15 protein-coding genes and 1 pseudogene are annotated in these 16,563 nt (G+C 67.2%); 3 read left to right on the forward strand and 13 right to left on the reverse strand.

Features of this window, described 5'->3' with window-relative positions; all coding sequences use genetic code 11:
* The first annotated feature begins 107 nt into the window (after positions 1–107).
* Both AC5P1C_RS02325 and AC5P1C_RS02330 read left to right on the forward strand, forming a co-directional pair.
* Positions 108–2,297 carry a RecQ family ATP-dependent DNA helicase gene (locus tag AC5P1C_RS02325; protein ID WP_493863931.1) on the forward strand — a complete coding sequence of 730 codons (2,190 nt, stop codon included), beginning with the start codon at positions 108–110 and terminating at the stop codon, positions 2,295–2,297.
* Positions 2,298–2,510: 213 nt separating this feature from the next.
* Positions 2,511–3,149, forward strand: a complete 639-nt coding sequence (locus tag AC5P1C_RS02330) for a hypothetical protein (protein WP_493863932.1) — start codon at positions 2,511–2,513, stop codon at positions 3,147–3,149.
* A gap of 298 nt (positions 3,150–3,447) precedes the next feature.
* On the opposite strand, the gene AC5P1C_RS02335 is transcribed toward AC5P1C_RS02330, so the two are convergent.
* The 9 genes and pseudogenes from AC5P1C_RS02335 to AC5P1C_RS02375 all read right to left on the reverse strand — a co-directional run bounded on the left by AC5P1C_RS02335 (position 3,448) and on the right by AC5P1C_RS02375 (position 12,159).
* Positions 3,448–4,140 (reverse strand): hypothetical protein, encoded by a 693-nt coding sequence (locus tag AC5P1C_RS02335; RefSeq protein ID WP_493863933.1) that lies wholly within the window; start codon positions 4,138–4,140, stop codon positions 3,448–3,450.
* Positions 4,141–4,219: 79 nt separating this feature from the next.
* The gene (rnhB, locus tag AC5P1C_RS02340) at positions 4,220–4,921 is read right to left on the reverse strand and encodes a ribonuclease HII (RefSeq protein ID WP_493863934.1); all 702 of its coding nucleotides are present in this window, start codon (positions 4,919–4,921) and stop codon (positions 4,220–4,222) included.
* 47 nt (positions 4,922–4,968) lie between these two features.
* A complete protein-coding gene (locus AC5P1C_RS02345; protein WP_493863935.1) occupies positions 4,969–5,583 on the reverse strand; it encodes a TetR/AcrR family transcriptional regulator in 615 nt (204 codons plus the stop codon).
* Between the two features lie 391 nt (positions 5,584–5,974).
* Positions 5,975–7,963: pseudogene (locus AC5P1C_RS02350) on the reverse strand (recombinase family protein); the annotation flags it as partial.
* Between the two features lie 210 nt (positions 7,964–8,173).
* Positions 8,174–9,628, reverse strand: a complete 1,455-nt coding sequence (locus tag AC5P1C_RS02355) for a replication initiator (protein WP_493863936.1) — start codon at positions 9,626–9,628, stop codon at positions 8,174–8,176.
* Positions 9,629–9,810: 182 nt separating this feature from the next.
* Entirely contained in the window at positions 9,811–10,002 is a 192-nt protein-coding gene (locus tag AC5P1C_RS02360; protein WP_493863937.1) for a hypothetical protein, read from the reverse strand.
* Positions 9,999–11,330: an FtsK/SpoIIIE domain-containing protein gene (locus AC5P1C_RS02365; protein ID WP_493863938.1), complete on the reverse strand. Its 1,332-nt coding sequence runs from the start codon at positions 11,328–11,330 to the stop codon at positions 9,999–10,001. Before AC5P1C_RS02365 ends, AC5P1C_RS02360 begins: the two co-directional genes overlap by 4 nt.
* Positions 11,330–11,773 (reverse strand): hypothetical protein, encoded by a 444-nt coding sequence (locus tag AC5P1C_RS02370; protein ID WP_493863939.1) that lies wholly within the window; start codon positions 11,771–11,773, stop codon positions 11,330–11,332. The genes AC5P1C_RS02365 and AC5P1C_RS02370 overlap by 1 nt, the downstream gene beginning before the upstream one ends.
* On the reverse strand, positions 11,773–12,159 hold the full coding sequence (locus AC5P1C_RS02375; RefSeq protein WP_493863940.1) for a hypothetical protein: 387 nt from the start codon (positions 12,157–12,159) through the stop codon (positions 11,773–11,775). Before AC5P1C_RS02375 ends, AC5P1C_RS02370 begins: the two co-directional genes overlap by 1 nt.
* A gap of 195 nt (positions 12,160–12,354) precedes the next feature.
* On the opposite strand from AC5P1C_RS02375, the gene AC5P1C_RS02380 reads away from it, so the two are divergent.
* A complete protein-coding gene (locus AC5P1C_RS02380) occupies positions 12,355–13,158 on the forward strand; it encodes a GntR family transcriptional regulator (protein ID WP_493863941.1) in 804 nt (267 codons plus the stop codon).
* A 631-nt stretch (positions 13,159–13,789) separates the two neighbouring features.
* Here the strand turns inward: AC5P1C_RS02380 and AC5P1C_RS02385 are convergent.
* The 4 genes from AC5P1C_RS02385 to AC5P1C_RS02400 all read right to left on the reverse strand — a co-directional run bounded on the left by AC5P1C_RS02385 (position 13,790) and on the right by AC5P1C_RS02400 (position 16,559).
* Positions 13,790–13,945: a hypothetical protein gene (locus tag AC5P1C_RS02385; protein WP_493863942.1), complete on the reverse strand. Its 156-nt coding sequence runs from the start codon at positions 13,943–13,945 to the stop codon at positions 13,790–13,792.
* A 36-nt stretch (positions 13,946–13,981) separates the two neighbouring features.
* Entirely contained in the window at positions 13,982–14,251 is a 270-nt protein-coding gene (locus AC5P1C_RS02390) for a hypothetical protein (protein WP_493863943.1), read from the reverse strand.
* A gap of 395 nt (positions 14,252–14,646) precedes the next feature.
* Positions 14,647–14,925 carry an SH3 domain-containing protein gene (locus AC5P1C_RS02395; RefSeq protein ID WP_493863944.1) on the reverse strand — a complete coding sequence of 93 codons (279 nt, stop codon included), beginning with the start codon at positions 14,923–14,925 and terminating at the stop codon, positions 14,647–14,649.
* Between the two features lie 494 nt (positions 14,926–15,419).
* Positions 15,420–16,559: a methyltransferase domain-containing protein gene (locus tag AC5P1C_RS02400; protein ID WP_493863945.1), complete on the reverse strand. Its 1,140-nt coding sequence runs from the start codon at positions 16,557–16,559 to the stop codon at positions 15,420–15,422.
* Positions 16,560–16,563: the final 4 nt, after the last annotated feature.

Raw genomic sequence — 16,563 nt, forward strand, 5'->3', positions numbered from 1 at the left:
ATTCCGGTTTGCCCTGTGGATAACTAGAGGCAGGGGCACGTCAAGAGTTATCCACAGCTCGGCTGACTCGTTCGCCTAATGTCAGACCCATCGGGTTGCATGGGGGCATGAGCAACGAAGATCTGCGCACGGCGGCCGATGCCGTACTCGCCCGCCTCGTCGGCGGTCCCGCGCCCGCAAGCGGAGAGGAGCCACCGTCGGACGGTCCACGGCTGCGCGAGGACCAGTGGCGCGCGATCGAAGCGCTGGTCGCCGACAAGCGCCGGGCGCTGGTCGTGCAGCGCACGGGCTGGGGAAAGTCCGCCGTGTACTTCGTCGCGACCGCGCTGCTGCGGGAGCGCGGCAGCGGCCCCACAGTGATCGTCTCCCCGCTGCTCGCGCTCATGCGCAACCAGGTGGAGTCGGCGGCGCGAGCCGGGATCAGCGCCCGCACGATCAACTCCTCCAACACTGAGGAATGGGAGACCATCCAGTCCGAGGTGGCCTCCGGTGACGTGGACGTCCTCCTCGTCAGCCCGGAGCGGCTGAACAACCCGGACTTCCGCGACCAGGTCCTGCCCAAGCTCGCCGCCGCGACCGGCCTGCTCGTGGTCGACGAGGCGCACTGCATCTCGGACTGGGGCCATGATTTCCGGCCCGACTACCGACGGCTGCGCACCATGCTCGCCGACCTGCCGCCGGGCGTCCCCGTCCTGGCCACCACCGCGACGGCCAACGCCCGCGTGACGGCCGACGTGGCCGAGCAGTTGGGCACCGGCGGCAGCTCGGACGCGCTCGTGCTGCGCGGAGCCCTCGACCGGGAGAGCCTGAGCCTGAGCGTTCTCCAACTTCCCAACGCCGCGCACCGGTTGGCTTGGCTCGCCGACCACCTGGACGAGCTGCCGGGCTCGGGGATCATCTATACGCTCACCGTCGCCGCCGCCGAGGAGATCACCGCCTTCTTGCGGCAGTGCGGGCACACCGTCACGTCGTACACGGGAAAGACGGAGAACGCAGACCGTCAGCAGGCCGAGGAGGACCTCCTCGCCAACCGCGTGAAGGCCCTGGTCGCCACCTCCGCCCTGGGCATGGGCTTCGACAAGCCCGACCTCGGCTTCGTGGTGCATCTCGGCTCCCCCTCCTCCCCCATCGCGTACTACCAGCAGGTCGGCCGCGCGGGCCGCGGCGTCGATCACGCGGAGGTACTGCTCCTTCCGGGCAAGGAGGACGAGGCGATCTGGAACTACTTCGCCTCGCTCGCCTTCCCGCCCGAGGAGCAGGTCCGGCGCACGCTGGACGTGCTGGCGGAGGCGGGCAGACCGCTGTCGCTGCCCGCGCTCGAGCCGCTGGTCGAGCTGCGCAGGTCACGGCTCGAGACGATGCTCAAGGTTCTCGACGTGGACGGCGCGGTCCGGCGCGTCAAGGGCGGCTGGATCTCCACGGGAATGCCGTGGGCGTACGACGCCGAGCGTTACGCCTGGGTAGCCAAGCAGCGGCAGGCGGAGCAGCAGGCGATGCGTGACTACGCCACGACGCCCGGCTGCCGGATGGAATTCCTGCGGCGTCAGCTGGACGACGAGGCAGCCGCACCCTGCGGGCGGTGCGACAACTGCGCGGGCGCGCGCTTCACCGACGCCGTGTCCTCCGGGGCACTGGACACGGCACAGGGCGAGTTGGTCCGCGCGGGCGTCGATGTGGAACCCCGGAGGATGTGGCCGACCGGCCTGGCCGCGGTCGGAGTCGACCTCAAGGGACGCATCCCCGCGGGAGAGCAGGCCTCCCAGGGCCGGGCCTTGGGCCGCCTCTCGGACATCGGATGGGGCAACCGGCTCCGGCCGATGCTCGCCCCGCAGGCCCCTGACGGACCGGTGCCCGACGACGTGGCGAAGGCCGTGGTCGGCGTCCTCGCCGACTGGGCGAAGGGTCCGGGCGGGTGGGCCTCGGGTGGCACCGATGCTCAGCAGCGGCCGGCCGGCGTCGTGACCATGTCGTCGCACACCAGGCCTCAGCTGATCCAGTCGCTGGGCGCACGGATCGCGGAGGTCGGCCGGCTTCCGCTCCTCGGCTCCATCGAGTACGCCGCCGGAGCCGATACGACGCATGTGCCGAGGACCAACAGCGCCCAGCGCCTGCGTGCCCTCGACGGGACGCTGACCGTGCCCCCCGAGCTCGCCGCGGCACTCCAGGAAGCGGGCGGTCCCGTTCTGCTCGTCGACGATCTGACGGACAGCGGCTGGACTCTGGCGGTGGCGGCACGCATGCTCCGCCGGGCCGGAGCCAAGGGGGTGTTGCCGCTGGTCCTGGCCGTGCAAGGCTGACGCAAGCGTCGATCCGGGGCGCAGTGGGCAGGGATATAGGCGGCGCATCACCAGATACCGGTCGACGGCCCCAATTGCTCGTTGCCGCAAGGCAGTCCGACGGGAAGAATTGGTATCGCTCCCCGCGCGGCTCCCCGTGGCCCGGTAGGACTGTGCCGCGGTGCGCTCCTCAGTCCGACCCCGCCCTCTGGGCGCGTAGCCGAAGGGAGGACCGTGACCTTCGGATTCGCTCCGTCCGCTGCGGCATCGATGTCGGAGTCTTCGACGTCGGCCGAGATGTCCGCCGATTCCGCCAACCGACTGGCCCGGATGCTCGAGCCCGCGGAGTGGTCAGCCGCGGGAATTCCCCTGCTGCGCAATCCGCGTGAGGTCGTCAGCGGCCTGCATGCCCGGCATCGCCCGACGCCCGCGACAGCCGTCGTCGCCGTCCTCGATCCGGAGGAACGGCTCCGGGCGAGCGCTTCGTTCACCCGGCGGCCGAGCGCGGCGGACGGCTGGGTCTTTCGTAACGCGCTGCTCGCGCAGCTGCGTAGGGTCATCCCGCACGACCTGCGGCGCCGCACCCCGGTGCGCACCGCCGTCCTGCTCTACTGCCGTGACGGTGACGCGCGTTGGACGCAGGAGGACGGGGCCTGGATGTGGGGGCTGCGGGATGCCTGCACGCTGCACGGGCTGCGGTGCGGCGCCTACATCACGCTGACCCGTGACGGCTGGCAGGTGCTCGGTGAGGGTCGCGGCGGCCGTCGGCCCAGTTCCGGCTCGAACCCGGAGGCCTTCGCCGAAACCGATCCGCCACCACCGCGCACCGGCGGCGCCGCGTCCGACGTACTGCGCCGGGCGGCGGCACGCTGAGGTCCGCCGCCCCGACTTCGCGAGGCGGTCAGCCGCCATCGGCCACCGACCGACTACGGGGGAGAGCAGTGCGCGTCGCCGCCTGCGTCGCATGAAACGCAACGCACACGGCGTCCGGCCCACTTGGCTCTGCCACGAACGCCGGACACCCCACGGCGGAACCCGCCACGGGACACCGGCACTCGGCGCTCACCCGTCGGCCACGGCCACGGCCACGGCCGCGGGCCGCTCGGACCACGGAGGTCGGAGCGCGCCGGCCAGGCTCAGCAGTTCGGACGCGGATGTCGGACGGCGAGCGTCAGACGCCAGCGCCCAGCATCGCGTTGATCCGCTGCGGGTCACCACAGACGATCAGCAGGGCTCCGGCCCGGGTGAGCGCCGTCGGCAGCGCGCCGACCGCGGTCTCCTCGCTGCCGCCGTTGATGGCGACGACGACCACGGGGCGGGACACGGCACGGTCGAGGACGGCGGCGTCGGCGTAGAAGACGTCGTCGCCCGCGTCGTGCTGAGCCCAGTAGGAGGCCTCGCCGAACGACAACTCGTGCGTGGCCCACGGGTGCGGGTCGCCGGTGGTGATCACCAGGACCTCCCCCGGGGCGCGGCCCGAGTCGAGCAGCAGGTCGACGGCTTCCTCGGCGGCGTCGAGCGCCCCCTCGACGGAAGCCGGGATCAGCTGGATCTGCGGAACCGAAGCGACCGAAGCACCGGCATCCGTGGCGGAACCCGCAGGGGAACCGGTGGGACCCGCGGGAGCGGTGGAAGGTCCGGAAACAGCCGGGGCGGAAAGACCCGGCTTGGCGGCCGGCTCACGCGACGTGCGCTGCGCCGGCGGCGTCGGCCGGGCGGGGCCCGGTCGGCCTGGACGCGGCGCAGCCGCGGGACGCGGGCCGGGTACGGGGCGGGGGGTCGGCGTGATGCGGCCACTGGCCGGGGTCACGCGGGGACCCTGGGCACTCTCGTGAATCTGAGGCTCCTCGGGACTGAGAGGCATGCGTTGTTGTCTATCAAACGCCGATGCCCTGGGCATCAGCGGGGGTGGCACATGAGTGCGAGTGGAACTGCCGGAAGAGTCAGAAGTCGAAGCCGAGCTGGCCCTCGATTTCCGGAACGCTTCCATCCGCCCAGCTGCGGGCCTTCTTGAGGTGCCGCCACTGGGGCAGCGCATCAAGATACGCCCACGACATCCGGTGGTACGGGGTGGGCCCCCGCTCCGCCAGCGCGGCCTTGTGCACCGGCGACGGATAGCCGGCGTTGGCCGCAAAACCGAAGTCTGCATGTTCGATACCCAGTTCGGCCATCATTTTGTCGCGCCGAACCTTCGCGATCACCGACGCCGCGGCGACGGCCACACAGGATTGATCGCCTTTGATCACCGTACGAACGCGCCAGGGAATCCCGAGATAGTCGTGCTTCCCGTCGAGGATCACCGCTTCCGGACGCACCGGCAGCGCCTCCAGCGCACGCACGGCGGCGAGCCGCAGCGCGGCGGTCATCCCCATGTCGTCGATCTCCTCGGGCGAGGAGTGCCCCAGGGCGTAGGCCGTGACCCAGCTCTCCAGCTCCCCGGCGAGCGTGGTGCGCCGCTTGGGAGTGATCAGCTTGGAATCGGTGAGCCCTTCGGGCGGCCTGCGCAGTCCCGTGATCGCCGCACAGACGGTGACCGGTCCCGCCCACGCTCCGCGCCCGACTTCGTCGACGCCGGCAATGATCTTCGCTCCGGTGGTAGCGCGAAGGGAGCGCTCGACGGTGTGAGTGGGTGGTTCGTACGGCATGGCGCTTCACAGCCTACGCCGCAGCATGCGGCCCGCGACACCCAGGCCTACCGACGGAGCAGCGGCACCATTACCTGGTCGATCAGTTCGGTGAACTCCTGCTCCCCCCATTCGCTCCCGCACACCTTGGAGCGGTACATCATCATCGCCGGGATGACGTCACAGACGTAGGGATCCATGGCCTCGGCGCGCACCTCACCGCGCTCGACTCCACGGCGTACGACCTCTTTGATCAGCTCCACACTCGGCCCGATGACCCCGTCGAAGATCACCCCATGGAACCGCTCGGCCGACACCGTGTCGCACTCGTGAAGCACGGAACGCAGGGCGAATCCAGGGCGCGAGAACATCGCCTCACGCATCTGCCTGCACAGTTGGAGGAGATCCTCCCTGACTCCGCCGCAGTCCGGCGCGGAGTCGAGTTTCGGAAGTCCTGCCTGCAGGGCGTCCACGACGAGGTCCTCCTTGGAGGGCCAGCGGCGGTAGACCGCCGCCTTGCCGGTCTGCGCGCCCGCGGCCACACCTTCCATCGTCAGGCCGTTCCAGCCGACGGTGCTGAGCTGCTCCAGCGTTGCCTCGAGGATCGCCCGTTCGAGCACGGGGCCCCGGCGGCGCAGGGAGGCCGTCTGAGCGGCTGCGGCGCTCCAGCGCGAAGTAACCATGAATATCTCTCCGTTGGAGTTGCGAGGCAGCGCCAGTGAACGGTTGCGTTCACTGATGGGGAGTCACTACCGTTGACGGAACAGTGAACGGTGCCGTTCACTAACGCACTTGTGGGGGACCCATAGTGACAACCTCTCAGTTAGCTCAAGATCAAAAGCCCGGCGCTGCCCGCCGCGAAGGCCGACCCGGTATCGCCCTGACCGTCATCGCGGCCTGCCAACTCATGGTGGTCCTCGACGCGTCCGCTTGATCATGTGTTGCAGAGTCCTCCAGAAGCAGCCGAGGTTCAACAGCCCCTGAAACCTCCAGATCAGGAAGCTGTACGTCGTTTGATGTGTCCGGCACGGGCACCGTCTCCGCATCCGCCAGGGCAGTGATCACGCGCCCCCAAGTGCCATCTTCAGACCATCGGGTCCACCGCGACATCAGCGACTTGGCCACGCCCCGCTCAAGACGAGCCGCCGCAGGAGCCCATCCTTCAGCCGTCCGTGCCTTCCAAAGAATCGCCTCAACCGACTGCCGCAAGGGGAGATCGGTCTTCTTGCCTGACCCTCGCCCTGTCTTCGTTACGAGGGGTTCGATCAGCGCCCATCCCGCATCAGAGACTTCGGTGGGAATCTCCGCGCCACGCGCCATGAACCAAGCACCCACAGCACACTCAGCCTTAGCCCTCTTTACCGGCACCGGTCCCGCGATTCGTACTCGGATGTCTGCCAGGTCGATCACGTCCAACTGGTCTCGCGGGGGCATGTAAGGCATCTCATCCCGTGCCAGTTCCGCGAGAGCCCGAAGGTCCCGAGCGCGCTGCTCGGCAGCCAACGTCTCTTGTTGCCAGGCGACCGCTTCCCCTCGAAGCTTTTTCAGCCGCTCCAGTTCCTCACCTAGGGGCTTGACTGCCTGAGTCACGAGTCGTTGAGAGTCTTGCTCACCCAGGCCCATTTGGGCCGCCTGTGTGGCCGTTGTACCCAAGACGGTGGCTATGGCTTGCTGCTGTACTGCAATTTCACCGTCGAGACTTTCGATTCGGTCAGCATGGGCGTCATGGAACCCTAGGGTCATGTCCACCCATTCACCGGCCTGACGCATCAGCTCCTCTGTATTCCCCAGGAGTTGCGTCACCTTTCCCCATACCGCAGCTTCGATTTGACTCGCAGGTATCTGACTACATGTGCAGGTTTCAGCCCCCGCATATTTCTCACTCTTGCCAGAACAGACGTAGGTGCGCTCACCCGTTGACGTCTGAATTCGCCCCACATAGTAAGAGCCGCATAGGCTGTCGATTCGCTTAGACAGCGGATACACTTGCCTGCCAGATTTTGGTGCGCGACGAGTGCTGATCTTCTCGGCGGCCCTCTTAAGCTGCCTCACCTGGTGTTCAGTAAAGACAGGTTCCAGTTCGATTACTACCGTTGCCCCGTATACGGGGTTCCCGTCGGTATCTACTACTGTCCCCCTGCCGTACCGGGAGTCTCTCGAATCTGTGTCCCGGTAAACCTGCTTCCCTTCCAGTACGGCGCGCGACATCAGACGAGATTTCAGGTTCTCTCGGGACCAGGGGCGACCGGAGCGATTCAGCATTCCTTCCACGTTGAGACGGGAAGCTGCTTCGGTCCAATCGAGACCGTCGTCAGCAATGAGCGTCCTGGCATGCCGAAGGGTGATTGCCTCGCCTTTAAGGAAGCCATCTTCCTCGAATATATCTAGAACGAGGCAGCTCTCACCCTTTTTACCTTGGTCTTGAATCCGCCAGCCGTAGGGAACTGTTCCCCCGACGTAGCCGCCGCTTTCCGCCTTCTCTTGCAGCCCGCCTTGCGTTCTATCCCTGATCTTTTCGCGCTCATCCTCTGCATAGTCCGCAGCCTTGCGCATTCGTGAGCGACCTTCGGGAGTCGTGTTGTAGTAATCGCCTTTCACGACTGCGACGAATACACCAATCGGGTCTTCCAACTCCCAGACCCACGGCCAGAATGCACGTCCGGCCCTTCCGATCGCACGCTCTTCGTACACCACCACGACATCAAATGGCCGAGGCTGCTTACGAGCATCGACCATCAGGCGCTTGAGGTCTTTACGGTCGTTCGCTTGCAGACTGCCGCTCACGCCTTCATCAGCGTATCGATCAACGCATGCCCAGCCCTTATCTGCAATGTATTTCGCCGTCTTCTTACCTGTGTAGGCTATGCCGTATCCCTTGGCCTGCTCCTCAGTGGACACCCGCAGATACTCAACAGCGCGGAGCCGAGCACCGGCTAATGGTTGAGCCGCAACATCGATTGCGGACGTGAGAGCATGCGTCATGTCAGTCCCTTCACGACTGGCAGGCCAGTCCTCGGACCGGCCCGACCCCGATGGCGTTCCCGCGCCGTCGGGGTCGTTCATTTGGTCACCAGACTAGCCCCCTACGGCCCATTACGCCGAGCACTGCGATAGGTCAACTCGGCCTATCTCCGGGGGAGTTAGAGTCCCCCCGGGAAAGATGGCCGAACAGGAGGCGCGCCAAGCGCCGCCGCTCAGCTGGCCCCCACTCAGCCGCCCGCCATTTGACTCGTATGGCAGGCCCTTCGGAGGCTTCTCTCTTGCGCGGCTCACTCACGGATGCCCCCCATCCGTCGTCGAGCGCCAACTCTCCTCATGTCGCGCTTCGTTGTTGAGGGTTCGGGCATCCCTGAGGTCTTCGGCGATGCCCGCCGCCACCTCAGCCTCAGCGAGGGTGTGACCAGAGCCGACGTAGCGCCAAGCCGAGTCCGTGACTGCGCCGTCAGGTATGCCTAGGCCCCCGCTTTGGTGTTCTGCCCGTACGGTGCGCAGCGCTCCGTACGTGGTGGAGTAGCGGCGTGATTTGGTAAGGACGTGTCCCCGGTAGCCGAGTGTGTGTGTCCAGGAGCGCAGGTTGAGACTGGCCAGTTCGGGCAGGTCGCCCAGGCGCCAGCAGATGCCCATGAGCGCCCGCAAGTGCGCGTTGACCGGGGCGAGTCGGATGCTCTCGGTATCGGTAATCCGGTAGTCGACGCCGCCCGAGTCACCGACCGACTTGGAGACATACCTAGCGACGTAGGCAGCAACGGCACTATCGGTCACCGCGGATTGTGTGAATGCGTCGCTGCGGATCGGGTGCACGTCGAGTTGGCGCCCCCAGCGGATGACCCGCTCCCCCGTGGCTGGCGAGTAGGGAGTGTGGACCTCCACGGAGTCCGCGGCCGACCGCACCGCTTGCTCTAAGAGTTCGGCCGTGGCCCAGACGGGAGGCGGAGAATCGGGCCCCTCTGGTCCGTCCAGACGGATGACTGCATGGAAGTGAACGGCCCCTCGTTTCTGGTATTCAGCGACCTTCGTAAACGACAGCATCAGGTGCTCTTTAAAGGCCGTCTGTGTAATGCCCGCCGCAGTGGCCAAGTACCGTCGAATGGCGTGGCAATAGCGGTTCCATAGGATGCCGGCGGAGGCATGCCAGAGAGCATGTCCCACGTAGTCATAACAGTCCCGGCACAGCGGCTGTCCCACCGCCGAGTCAGTGTCTGCATGCTGCTGCCCGCAGCCGATCGCCCGCCCGTGCTCGCAGGTTCCGCCGTCGCGTCGAGGGCGACAGTAGGCGCCCGCGTCGGTAGCGCGATGCACCGCGCCGAACGAGGGTGCAGTGAGGGTGACGAAGAGGCGGGGATGGAGCTGGACCCGCTCAGGGGCACCCTTGCCGCCTAGGAGACCGGAGCGGACCAGGTGGAACGTGTCGCCCGCATGCAGGTAGGAGCACGACTGGCAGCGGGATGCACGGCGGTTGCGGCAGCGCACCGGCATCCTGCCGCCCGGCTCACCGGTCGTGTCGTAATGGCGCAGCACGACGCCGGTTGCGGCATCCACCAAGGTCGTATGACCGGACAGGTAGATGGGGTGGGCGCAGCCGCCGATGGATTCGATCTGGTCTAGCCAGCGGGCAAAACCCGGCTCTTGCACGAGCCGGATGAAGTCGCGTTCGGTGGACGAAAGAAGGCGCAGACGCTCAGCCTCATTCAGGACCGAGCGTCGCGCCTCAGCAGTTATGGGATACACGGGGAGGCCCCCTTTCGCGCGGGAAGGGTGTAATGGTCATGGCAACTCCTGAATTCAACTCGACTTGTCTTGTCTTTACTGATCTCAACTGTGGCTATTCTCGGCTCTAAGAATGTGCGTGATGTGAGAGTGAGGAAGTTCGGTCGCGCCTATATTTCGCGGACATCTGGCAGAGTTTTGCCTCAGCCGACGAGGGAATCTCCGAGGAATCGGAACGTCCACCAGACGGGATATCCCATGGGGGTCATCGCGAGGAGGAATCCTGCCATGCAGATCAGGAAGGCCTGATACCAGCGGATCTCACGGGATCGCGCGATCATGATCGTGAAAAGGAACAGGAATGCGTCGATGGTGTAAATGGTGGACTGCGTCATGCCGCTCCCTTTCCTTTCTGGAGGGCATCCGGCCGTGACAAGAACGGCTCGACCGGGCCCCGTGTGCGTGCGACCTCTTCCACCTCTTGTGGAGCGACCTGGTGGGACCGGGCGCGCATCCAGCGGGCCCCACTGGCGACCACGGCAACGCCTTGCTCCTCTTCGGAGATCGTCTGCGCGACGATCACGGCATCCGCGTTGAGGTCGCCCAACGTCATCTCTGCCGAGGCTTGGTCATGTGCGCGGTGGGCGATCCGGCCGCCTAGCTGTGCGCGCAGGAAGGTGACCCGGGGCCCGAGATCGGAGCCGACGCGTTGCCCGGCAAGCACCAGGTGCACGCCGAGCGCGGCCCCGAGTTGTGCCAGGCGCAGGAGCAGCGTTCCGCAGTGTTCGGATTCCTCGCGTCCCTCGCGGGAGCCGTCGTTGAGGTACAGCTCTGCCAGTTCATCGACGATCACGACGACCGGCACCGGCCGGAGGGATGCGGGCAGGGACCAGATGGAGCGCACACCCTCTGCCCGGCATAGCCGCATCCGCTCCTGAATCTCCGTAACCATCCGTTCCAGCAGGATGATTGCTTCCCGGCGGTCGATAGCCAGCGCCTCGAAGCGTCCGCCGAACGGGCCCAGTTCCATGCCGCCCTTGCAGTCGATGCCGACCAGGGCGACCCGTTGTGGCGAGAGCCCTTTGATCAGCGCCGCCAGGAGGGAGGACTTCCCGCTCTGGGTCGCTCCGGTGATCAGCCAGTGCGGCACCCGCCGCAGGTTGATCAGCCAGGCTTCGCCGTCCTCCACGCGGCCCACGTCGGCCGACAGCAGCGCCGCCACAGCCCCGTGCCCGGCAGGGCGGTCCCCGGTCAGCGGGTCCAAGGCCGTCACGCGTACCAGGACCTGACCCCGCCGTGGTGAGGTGACCCGTACGCCATGCACCCGCCAGGCGTGTTCCATGGCCCGTGCCGCCGCCAGGTAGGGCGCAGGGGTCTGCCCGGGGTGCATCGTCACGCGGACCAACAGCCCGTTGCGTGTCGGCGTGGGCCAGCCCAGGCGCGGGGGTTTGGGCCGCAGCGCCTGCCCCTGCACCACCGTGTCGCGCCCGAGGATCCGCTGATTGGACCGGTTGCTGACGGACATGTTGTTGAGCAGGCACAGCCGCCGCCAGGTCCACCACAGCCGCAGCGCGACGCGGGGGTACCCGGTCAGCCACCAGCGCAGGGGCCACGCGTTGACGTCGACGCCACGGGCCAGCAGCCTTGGTTCCCACCACCGTTGGGTGAGGGCTCCGGTGATCAGAAGGGCGGTAAGAATCCAGACGATCAGCGAGCCCGGCATCAGTCGCTACCTTCCATGCGGGCCAGGAGCCAACGGGCCCGGATCATGGCCGTCTCGGAGTGCACGGCCGCCATCCCGAGCAGATACTTGATCACCGCCGTGTCACCGGCGACGCCCAGCAACGACTCGGCACCGGACATCACCTTGAGATCACGCATCAGGTACCCGAGCACCTCCTGATCACCGTCCGATCCCGGCGGGTCGGATCCCTCGCTCTCACCGCAGGGTCCGGCAAGCTCACGCATCTCGCGCGCCATCCGCTCCGCCTCGTCAGCGATCACCCCGGCACACGGGCGCGTGCACGCGAACACATGCGCCTCGTCCACGTCGGGCGCCCTGCCCACCGCTACGTGATCCACCCGCGCGCGCAGGAAGTCCGCGCCGCACACCACGCAGGCCGCACCGTCTGACTGCGCGGCCGACAGATGCCAGAAATCCATCATCAGGACTCGCCCCCCGACGACTTCCCCCGCGCACCCGACGACGAGGCAGGAGCGCCACCAGGAGCAGCCGGACCGGCCACGACAGTGATCGCGTCCGCCCTCCACGAGGTACCCGTACGGCCATCCACCGCCCATTCGTTGGACCACAGATTCGTGACCTTGACCTCTGCGCCTGCCGTGATGCCCTGGGGCTCAGCGCCGGAGACCACGACGTCGATGGCCTCCACACGGCGCCCCTCTTCCGGCACTACCGAAATGTTGGTGACCCACTGGGGGTTGCCCTCCCGGTCGTGGCGCTGCTGGCCCTCCGGGGTCAGACGCGGCTGGGGCGCTATCGAGCAGCGCAGCTCTCGCCACCGCTCCGTGGCTATCGGTCGGTTCCGCATGTTTCACCTCTCCACTCAGCTCATTCGGTTCACCACTCATTCGGATGAGTGGATGAACCATGGTGATTCGCTGTGCAGTCATGCGTCAACCACTTATGCTCATGAGCGGAGAAGTTGCCCACTAGCACACGGCACCGACAACGAGCCCAGCCCGAACGTCCGGCCGTCCACCTGACCCGTAGGGAGCGAGCTCTCATGACAGCCCGAAAGCACGTCCAGCGACCGGAACCCATGTACATGGTCGTCGCGCGCGACCTGGCCAACGAGATCAAGGAGGGCCGCTACGAGCCGGGGCAACTCCTGCCGTCCGAGAACGACATGGTGGAGATGTTCGGGGTCGGCAAGGCCACCGTCCGCCAGGCCGTAGCGGAGCTGCGCGGCATGGGTCTGGTCTACTCCCGCCAGGGGAAGGGCGTGATCGTCCGTGAGCGGGACAGCGCCGCACGGAGCCTGCGGGTAGACCGCTCCATCCAGCGTGCGGGCAAGGTCTGGCAGATGCCGGACATGACCGAGGTGGAGCCGCCCGCCGTCTCTCGGATCACCCTGGACGGCATGCCCGCAGCTCTTCTTGACCAGCCGGACCAGGACGCCATCAGCGTGGATCGCCTCATCCACGACCCCGAGAGCGGAGCCAGGATGGCCCACCGGATGCTCATCCCGCTCGCCACCGCCGCCGACACGCCCTCACTCGCCGAGACGCCCGCCGCCCCGGTGACCGACCTCTACCGCCAACTCTCCGACGCCGGGCATGCCCTCGCTTTCACCGAAGAGGTCACCGCCCGCACTCCGCTCCCCGACGAGCGCAGCACCCTGCAACTCGTCCCCGACGCGAGCCCGCTCCTGATCACCTACCGCGTCACCAGCGACGCCGACAACGGCCGTCCGCTCCTGTGCGAGGAGCTACGGGCGCCCGCCGCGACATGCCGTCTCAGCTTCCCTGTGACGCCGACGAAGGCAGCCGCCAAGCGGACCCCTCGCAGCCGACCCGCATCGGAGTAACTTCGCTTTACTTGCTCAAGGGCGCGCCTTCGGCGCGCCGGGCGGCACCGCCCGCACCGGCCGGGCATGCGGCCTTCGGCCGGTCCCGTCCGCACGGCCGGACCGCCCGCACACTGGCCGCACCCCGAGCAGCAGCAAAGCCCCCGCGGATCCACCACGGGGGCCCTTTCGTCTGCCCAGACATCACCGGGAACCCACCGGACACCGCCAGGCCTTCGCCACCGCACGAGCGCAGGCCAACTCTCGCCGCGTGAACGGCAGCTCACCACGCGCCCACCGCGCCGGGACTTTTCATGATCAGCATCGTTGGGAGCGGTGGCCGGCCACGGGCCCTGGGGGCCCTTTTTGGCAGGCCCCCTGCCCTCAACCCACGTACACCGGAGGGCAGTCCACCGCCAGCGACCACAGGAGCACGCCCGCTCAAGAGCATTGACAGCGTGGCTGAGACCGGATGTGGTGCAGCGAGCCAGGTTCGGTCGGCCGTCGACCTCGCGCCGCAGGGGGCTGACTTTCGGTGGTGCGGGCCCACGGACCAGAACCAGGCGCGGACGGCTCCACCTCGGCCATGTCCGGCACCTGCCAGACCTTGCCCGCACGCCGATGGACCCGCCCGCCGCTGGAGCCGGATGATTCAGCCCTTGTTGCAGTCCCGTGCATGCTCCCGCGCGGCGAACATCGCAGGCCCCGCGCCCGTGATCCGGATCGGTCGTCGACATCCCCCACAGCGGATGTAGTTCCCCTGGACCGTCACCCGCTTGCCCTTCCGGTTACGCCACTCCTGCGCCATGCCGCCTCCTTCAGTCCGTTGATCGGTCCCAGGCCCTCAACCGGCCCGATCTTCCTCCGCTAACGCGACCAGCACCCGAGCGATCACCCGAGCACCTTCAGGACGTATCCACACCACGGACTCACCGTTTGTGCCCGTGTGCGGGACCGCCCGCACCAGGTGACCGACGCCCAGCGCCTCAGCAGCCTGATTCACTTCGGTCGCGGCCTCATCCGCAGCGCACCAAGCAGAGACGTAGTCCACGTCTTCCACCCACACCGCGTCATCCGGCCCGCCGCTGTAGTTGCCTCCCCGCTGGTTCACCATTGCGCGCCTCCAGCTCCTCACTGCGGCATATGCCGCCATCGCACCTGCAAATAGTCACGTTGCAGGCGGCCAAATCGCATCGTTCAGGCCCACGTTCCCCCGGAAATGCTCAGTCTGCTACAGGCCGTGATGTTTATGAATGCTAATAACAGAAATATTCTCACGTCTCACGCGACTATTGATCTCGCACGCCGCACGCCACACGCTCACCACGCACCCCACCAGGCCGGATGGAACCAACCCCCGCCAGGTCACGGTGAGTTGAACACCCAATGATCCGGGGCGGAGCGATCCCGCCGGGAGCCCACATCGAGCCAGGCGCACGAACGGCCCCCTCCCTGCCAACGCAGAGAGGGGGCCGCATTCCTACGGGCTCACCCGTCAACCACAGGCCGTCAGTACAGGTACGACCCCACGACCCAGCCGACATAGCCGCCCGGCAGACCACCCGCCGATCCGCCGCTCAGGACCACCCGGTACCAGGACTGCCCACCACTGTCCTGCTTCTTCCCGATCAGCTTCATCCTGTCGCCTGTATAGAGCTGCCCCAGAACCCCGTAATTGGTGCTCGGACCCGTGCGCACCCGCAGCCCATCGACCGTGGCCCGCACGTGCTCACCTCGCGTCAGGCGCCCGTCAGCAAGTCCGTTGTCCACCGCCTTATGCGGAGCCACGACAGCACCACTGGAGCCATGCGGCCCCGGCAGGGGCATCGCAGACGCCCCCGCCGCTCCCACAGTTCCCAGCCCCAGCACCGCCGTGCCAGCAACGACCAGCGCACGCAGACCCTTACGGCTTCCCATCATCTGACTGCCTCTCAGTTCGCAATGTGACGAGCAGCCAGCACCGACCAGTTTGCCGGTTGACCACTCATCCGAATGAGTGACCAGAATGGGGCAGCCCCGGGCGCCAGGTCAACCACTTATCCGGATGAGTTGTCGTAGGCGATGCCCCGCACAACCCCGTGGAGGGTTGTGCGGGGCAGTCGTGACCCGCCATGAGCGACCGTTCCAACCGCGCCAGTCGCGCCGGTCGCGCCAGGACTTTCATGATCCAGATCGTGGGGGCGCGGTGGCAGGCCACGGGCCTTGGGGGCCCTTTTTGGCAGGCCCCTCCCCTCAACCCACGTACGCAGATGGGCTGTTCACCGGTAGGGGTGTGGGCGTCGTCAGGCAGTCTTCCCGAGTGTGGCGGACCAGGCGCCCCGACTGATGTGGCAGGTTCCATCAGGGTCGATGCGCACGCGAGCCCCGGAGAGCGGGAGTCCGCCCTCCGTATTTAGTCGGTTGCGGATGCGTTCGAGGGCATCCCACAGGCGACGGGGGCCGCCCTGGTGGACGGTGGGAGCGTCCGACCAGACGCCTTGGGCGCGCGCCCAGGAGCCGTCAGCGTGCGCCATCCACGCCGTGCGGAGGTGGTCTGGCCCTTCCCAGAAGCGGTGTTCGATGCCTGGAGAGGTCAGTTCGAGCATGGACCACACGTCCCAAGCCTCCCGCACGTTGAGCACCGGATACCGCCCTGAAGTGATCTCCTCGCCCTCCTGGTCACGGATCTCCGTGAACCGTTCGCTCAGTCCGGGCGCGTAGTCCTCGCCGTGTCGAGTGCGCATGAATCCTGCCCGCTCTTGCTCCACCCTGCCGACCGCTCCCCCGTCCGCCACCTTGTCGGCGGTGATGATCAATCCCGTACCGGCCAGCGTGGTAACGAGCCGCCCACCCAGCCGGAGCGCGGACAGACACGAGGCGGGAACGGGACTGAGGGACACGGTGGCAATGATCCGGTCATAGCTACCGGAGAGAGGCCCCGTGATATCGCAGACAGCCATGTCCGGATGCAGGCCGATGGAGTCCAGCCGCTCCGCGGCGGTCTTCACCAGGTGCGCGTCTACGTCCAGACTCGTCACCTGCCGATCCTGGAGCCGTCGGCATGCAAGCGCCGTTCCGTAGCCGGAACCCGTCGTCACCAGGATGTGCGAGTCATCAGCGATCATCGCGTGCCGGTACATGTCGACCACCAGACTCGGCAGCGTCGATGAAGACGTAGGCAATCCGCTCGCCGTCGACTCTGTCGCGAGATCGGCGTGCACGCCGCCGACGCGCGTGACCACGGTCCTATTCGCGTACACGGTGGACAGCCACGCCGGGTGGTCCACAGGCCCGGTCCGCAGCGCCCATTGCCCCGCATCGTTGGCCCACCAGTTCGGCACGAACAGATGCCGGGGGGTAGCCGCCAAAGGCGCGCGCCAGCGCGACACCGGATGCGCCACCTCGTCCGCGAGCCGTTCGGCGTAGGGCTTCCAGTCGTCCATGGAT

Source organism: Streptomyces sp. A18 (genome assembly GCF_059026065.1).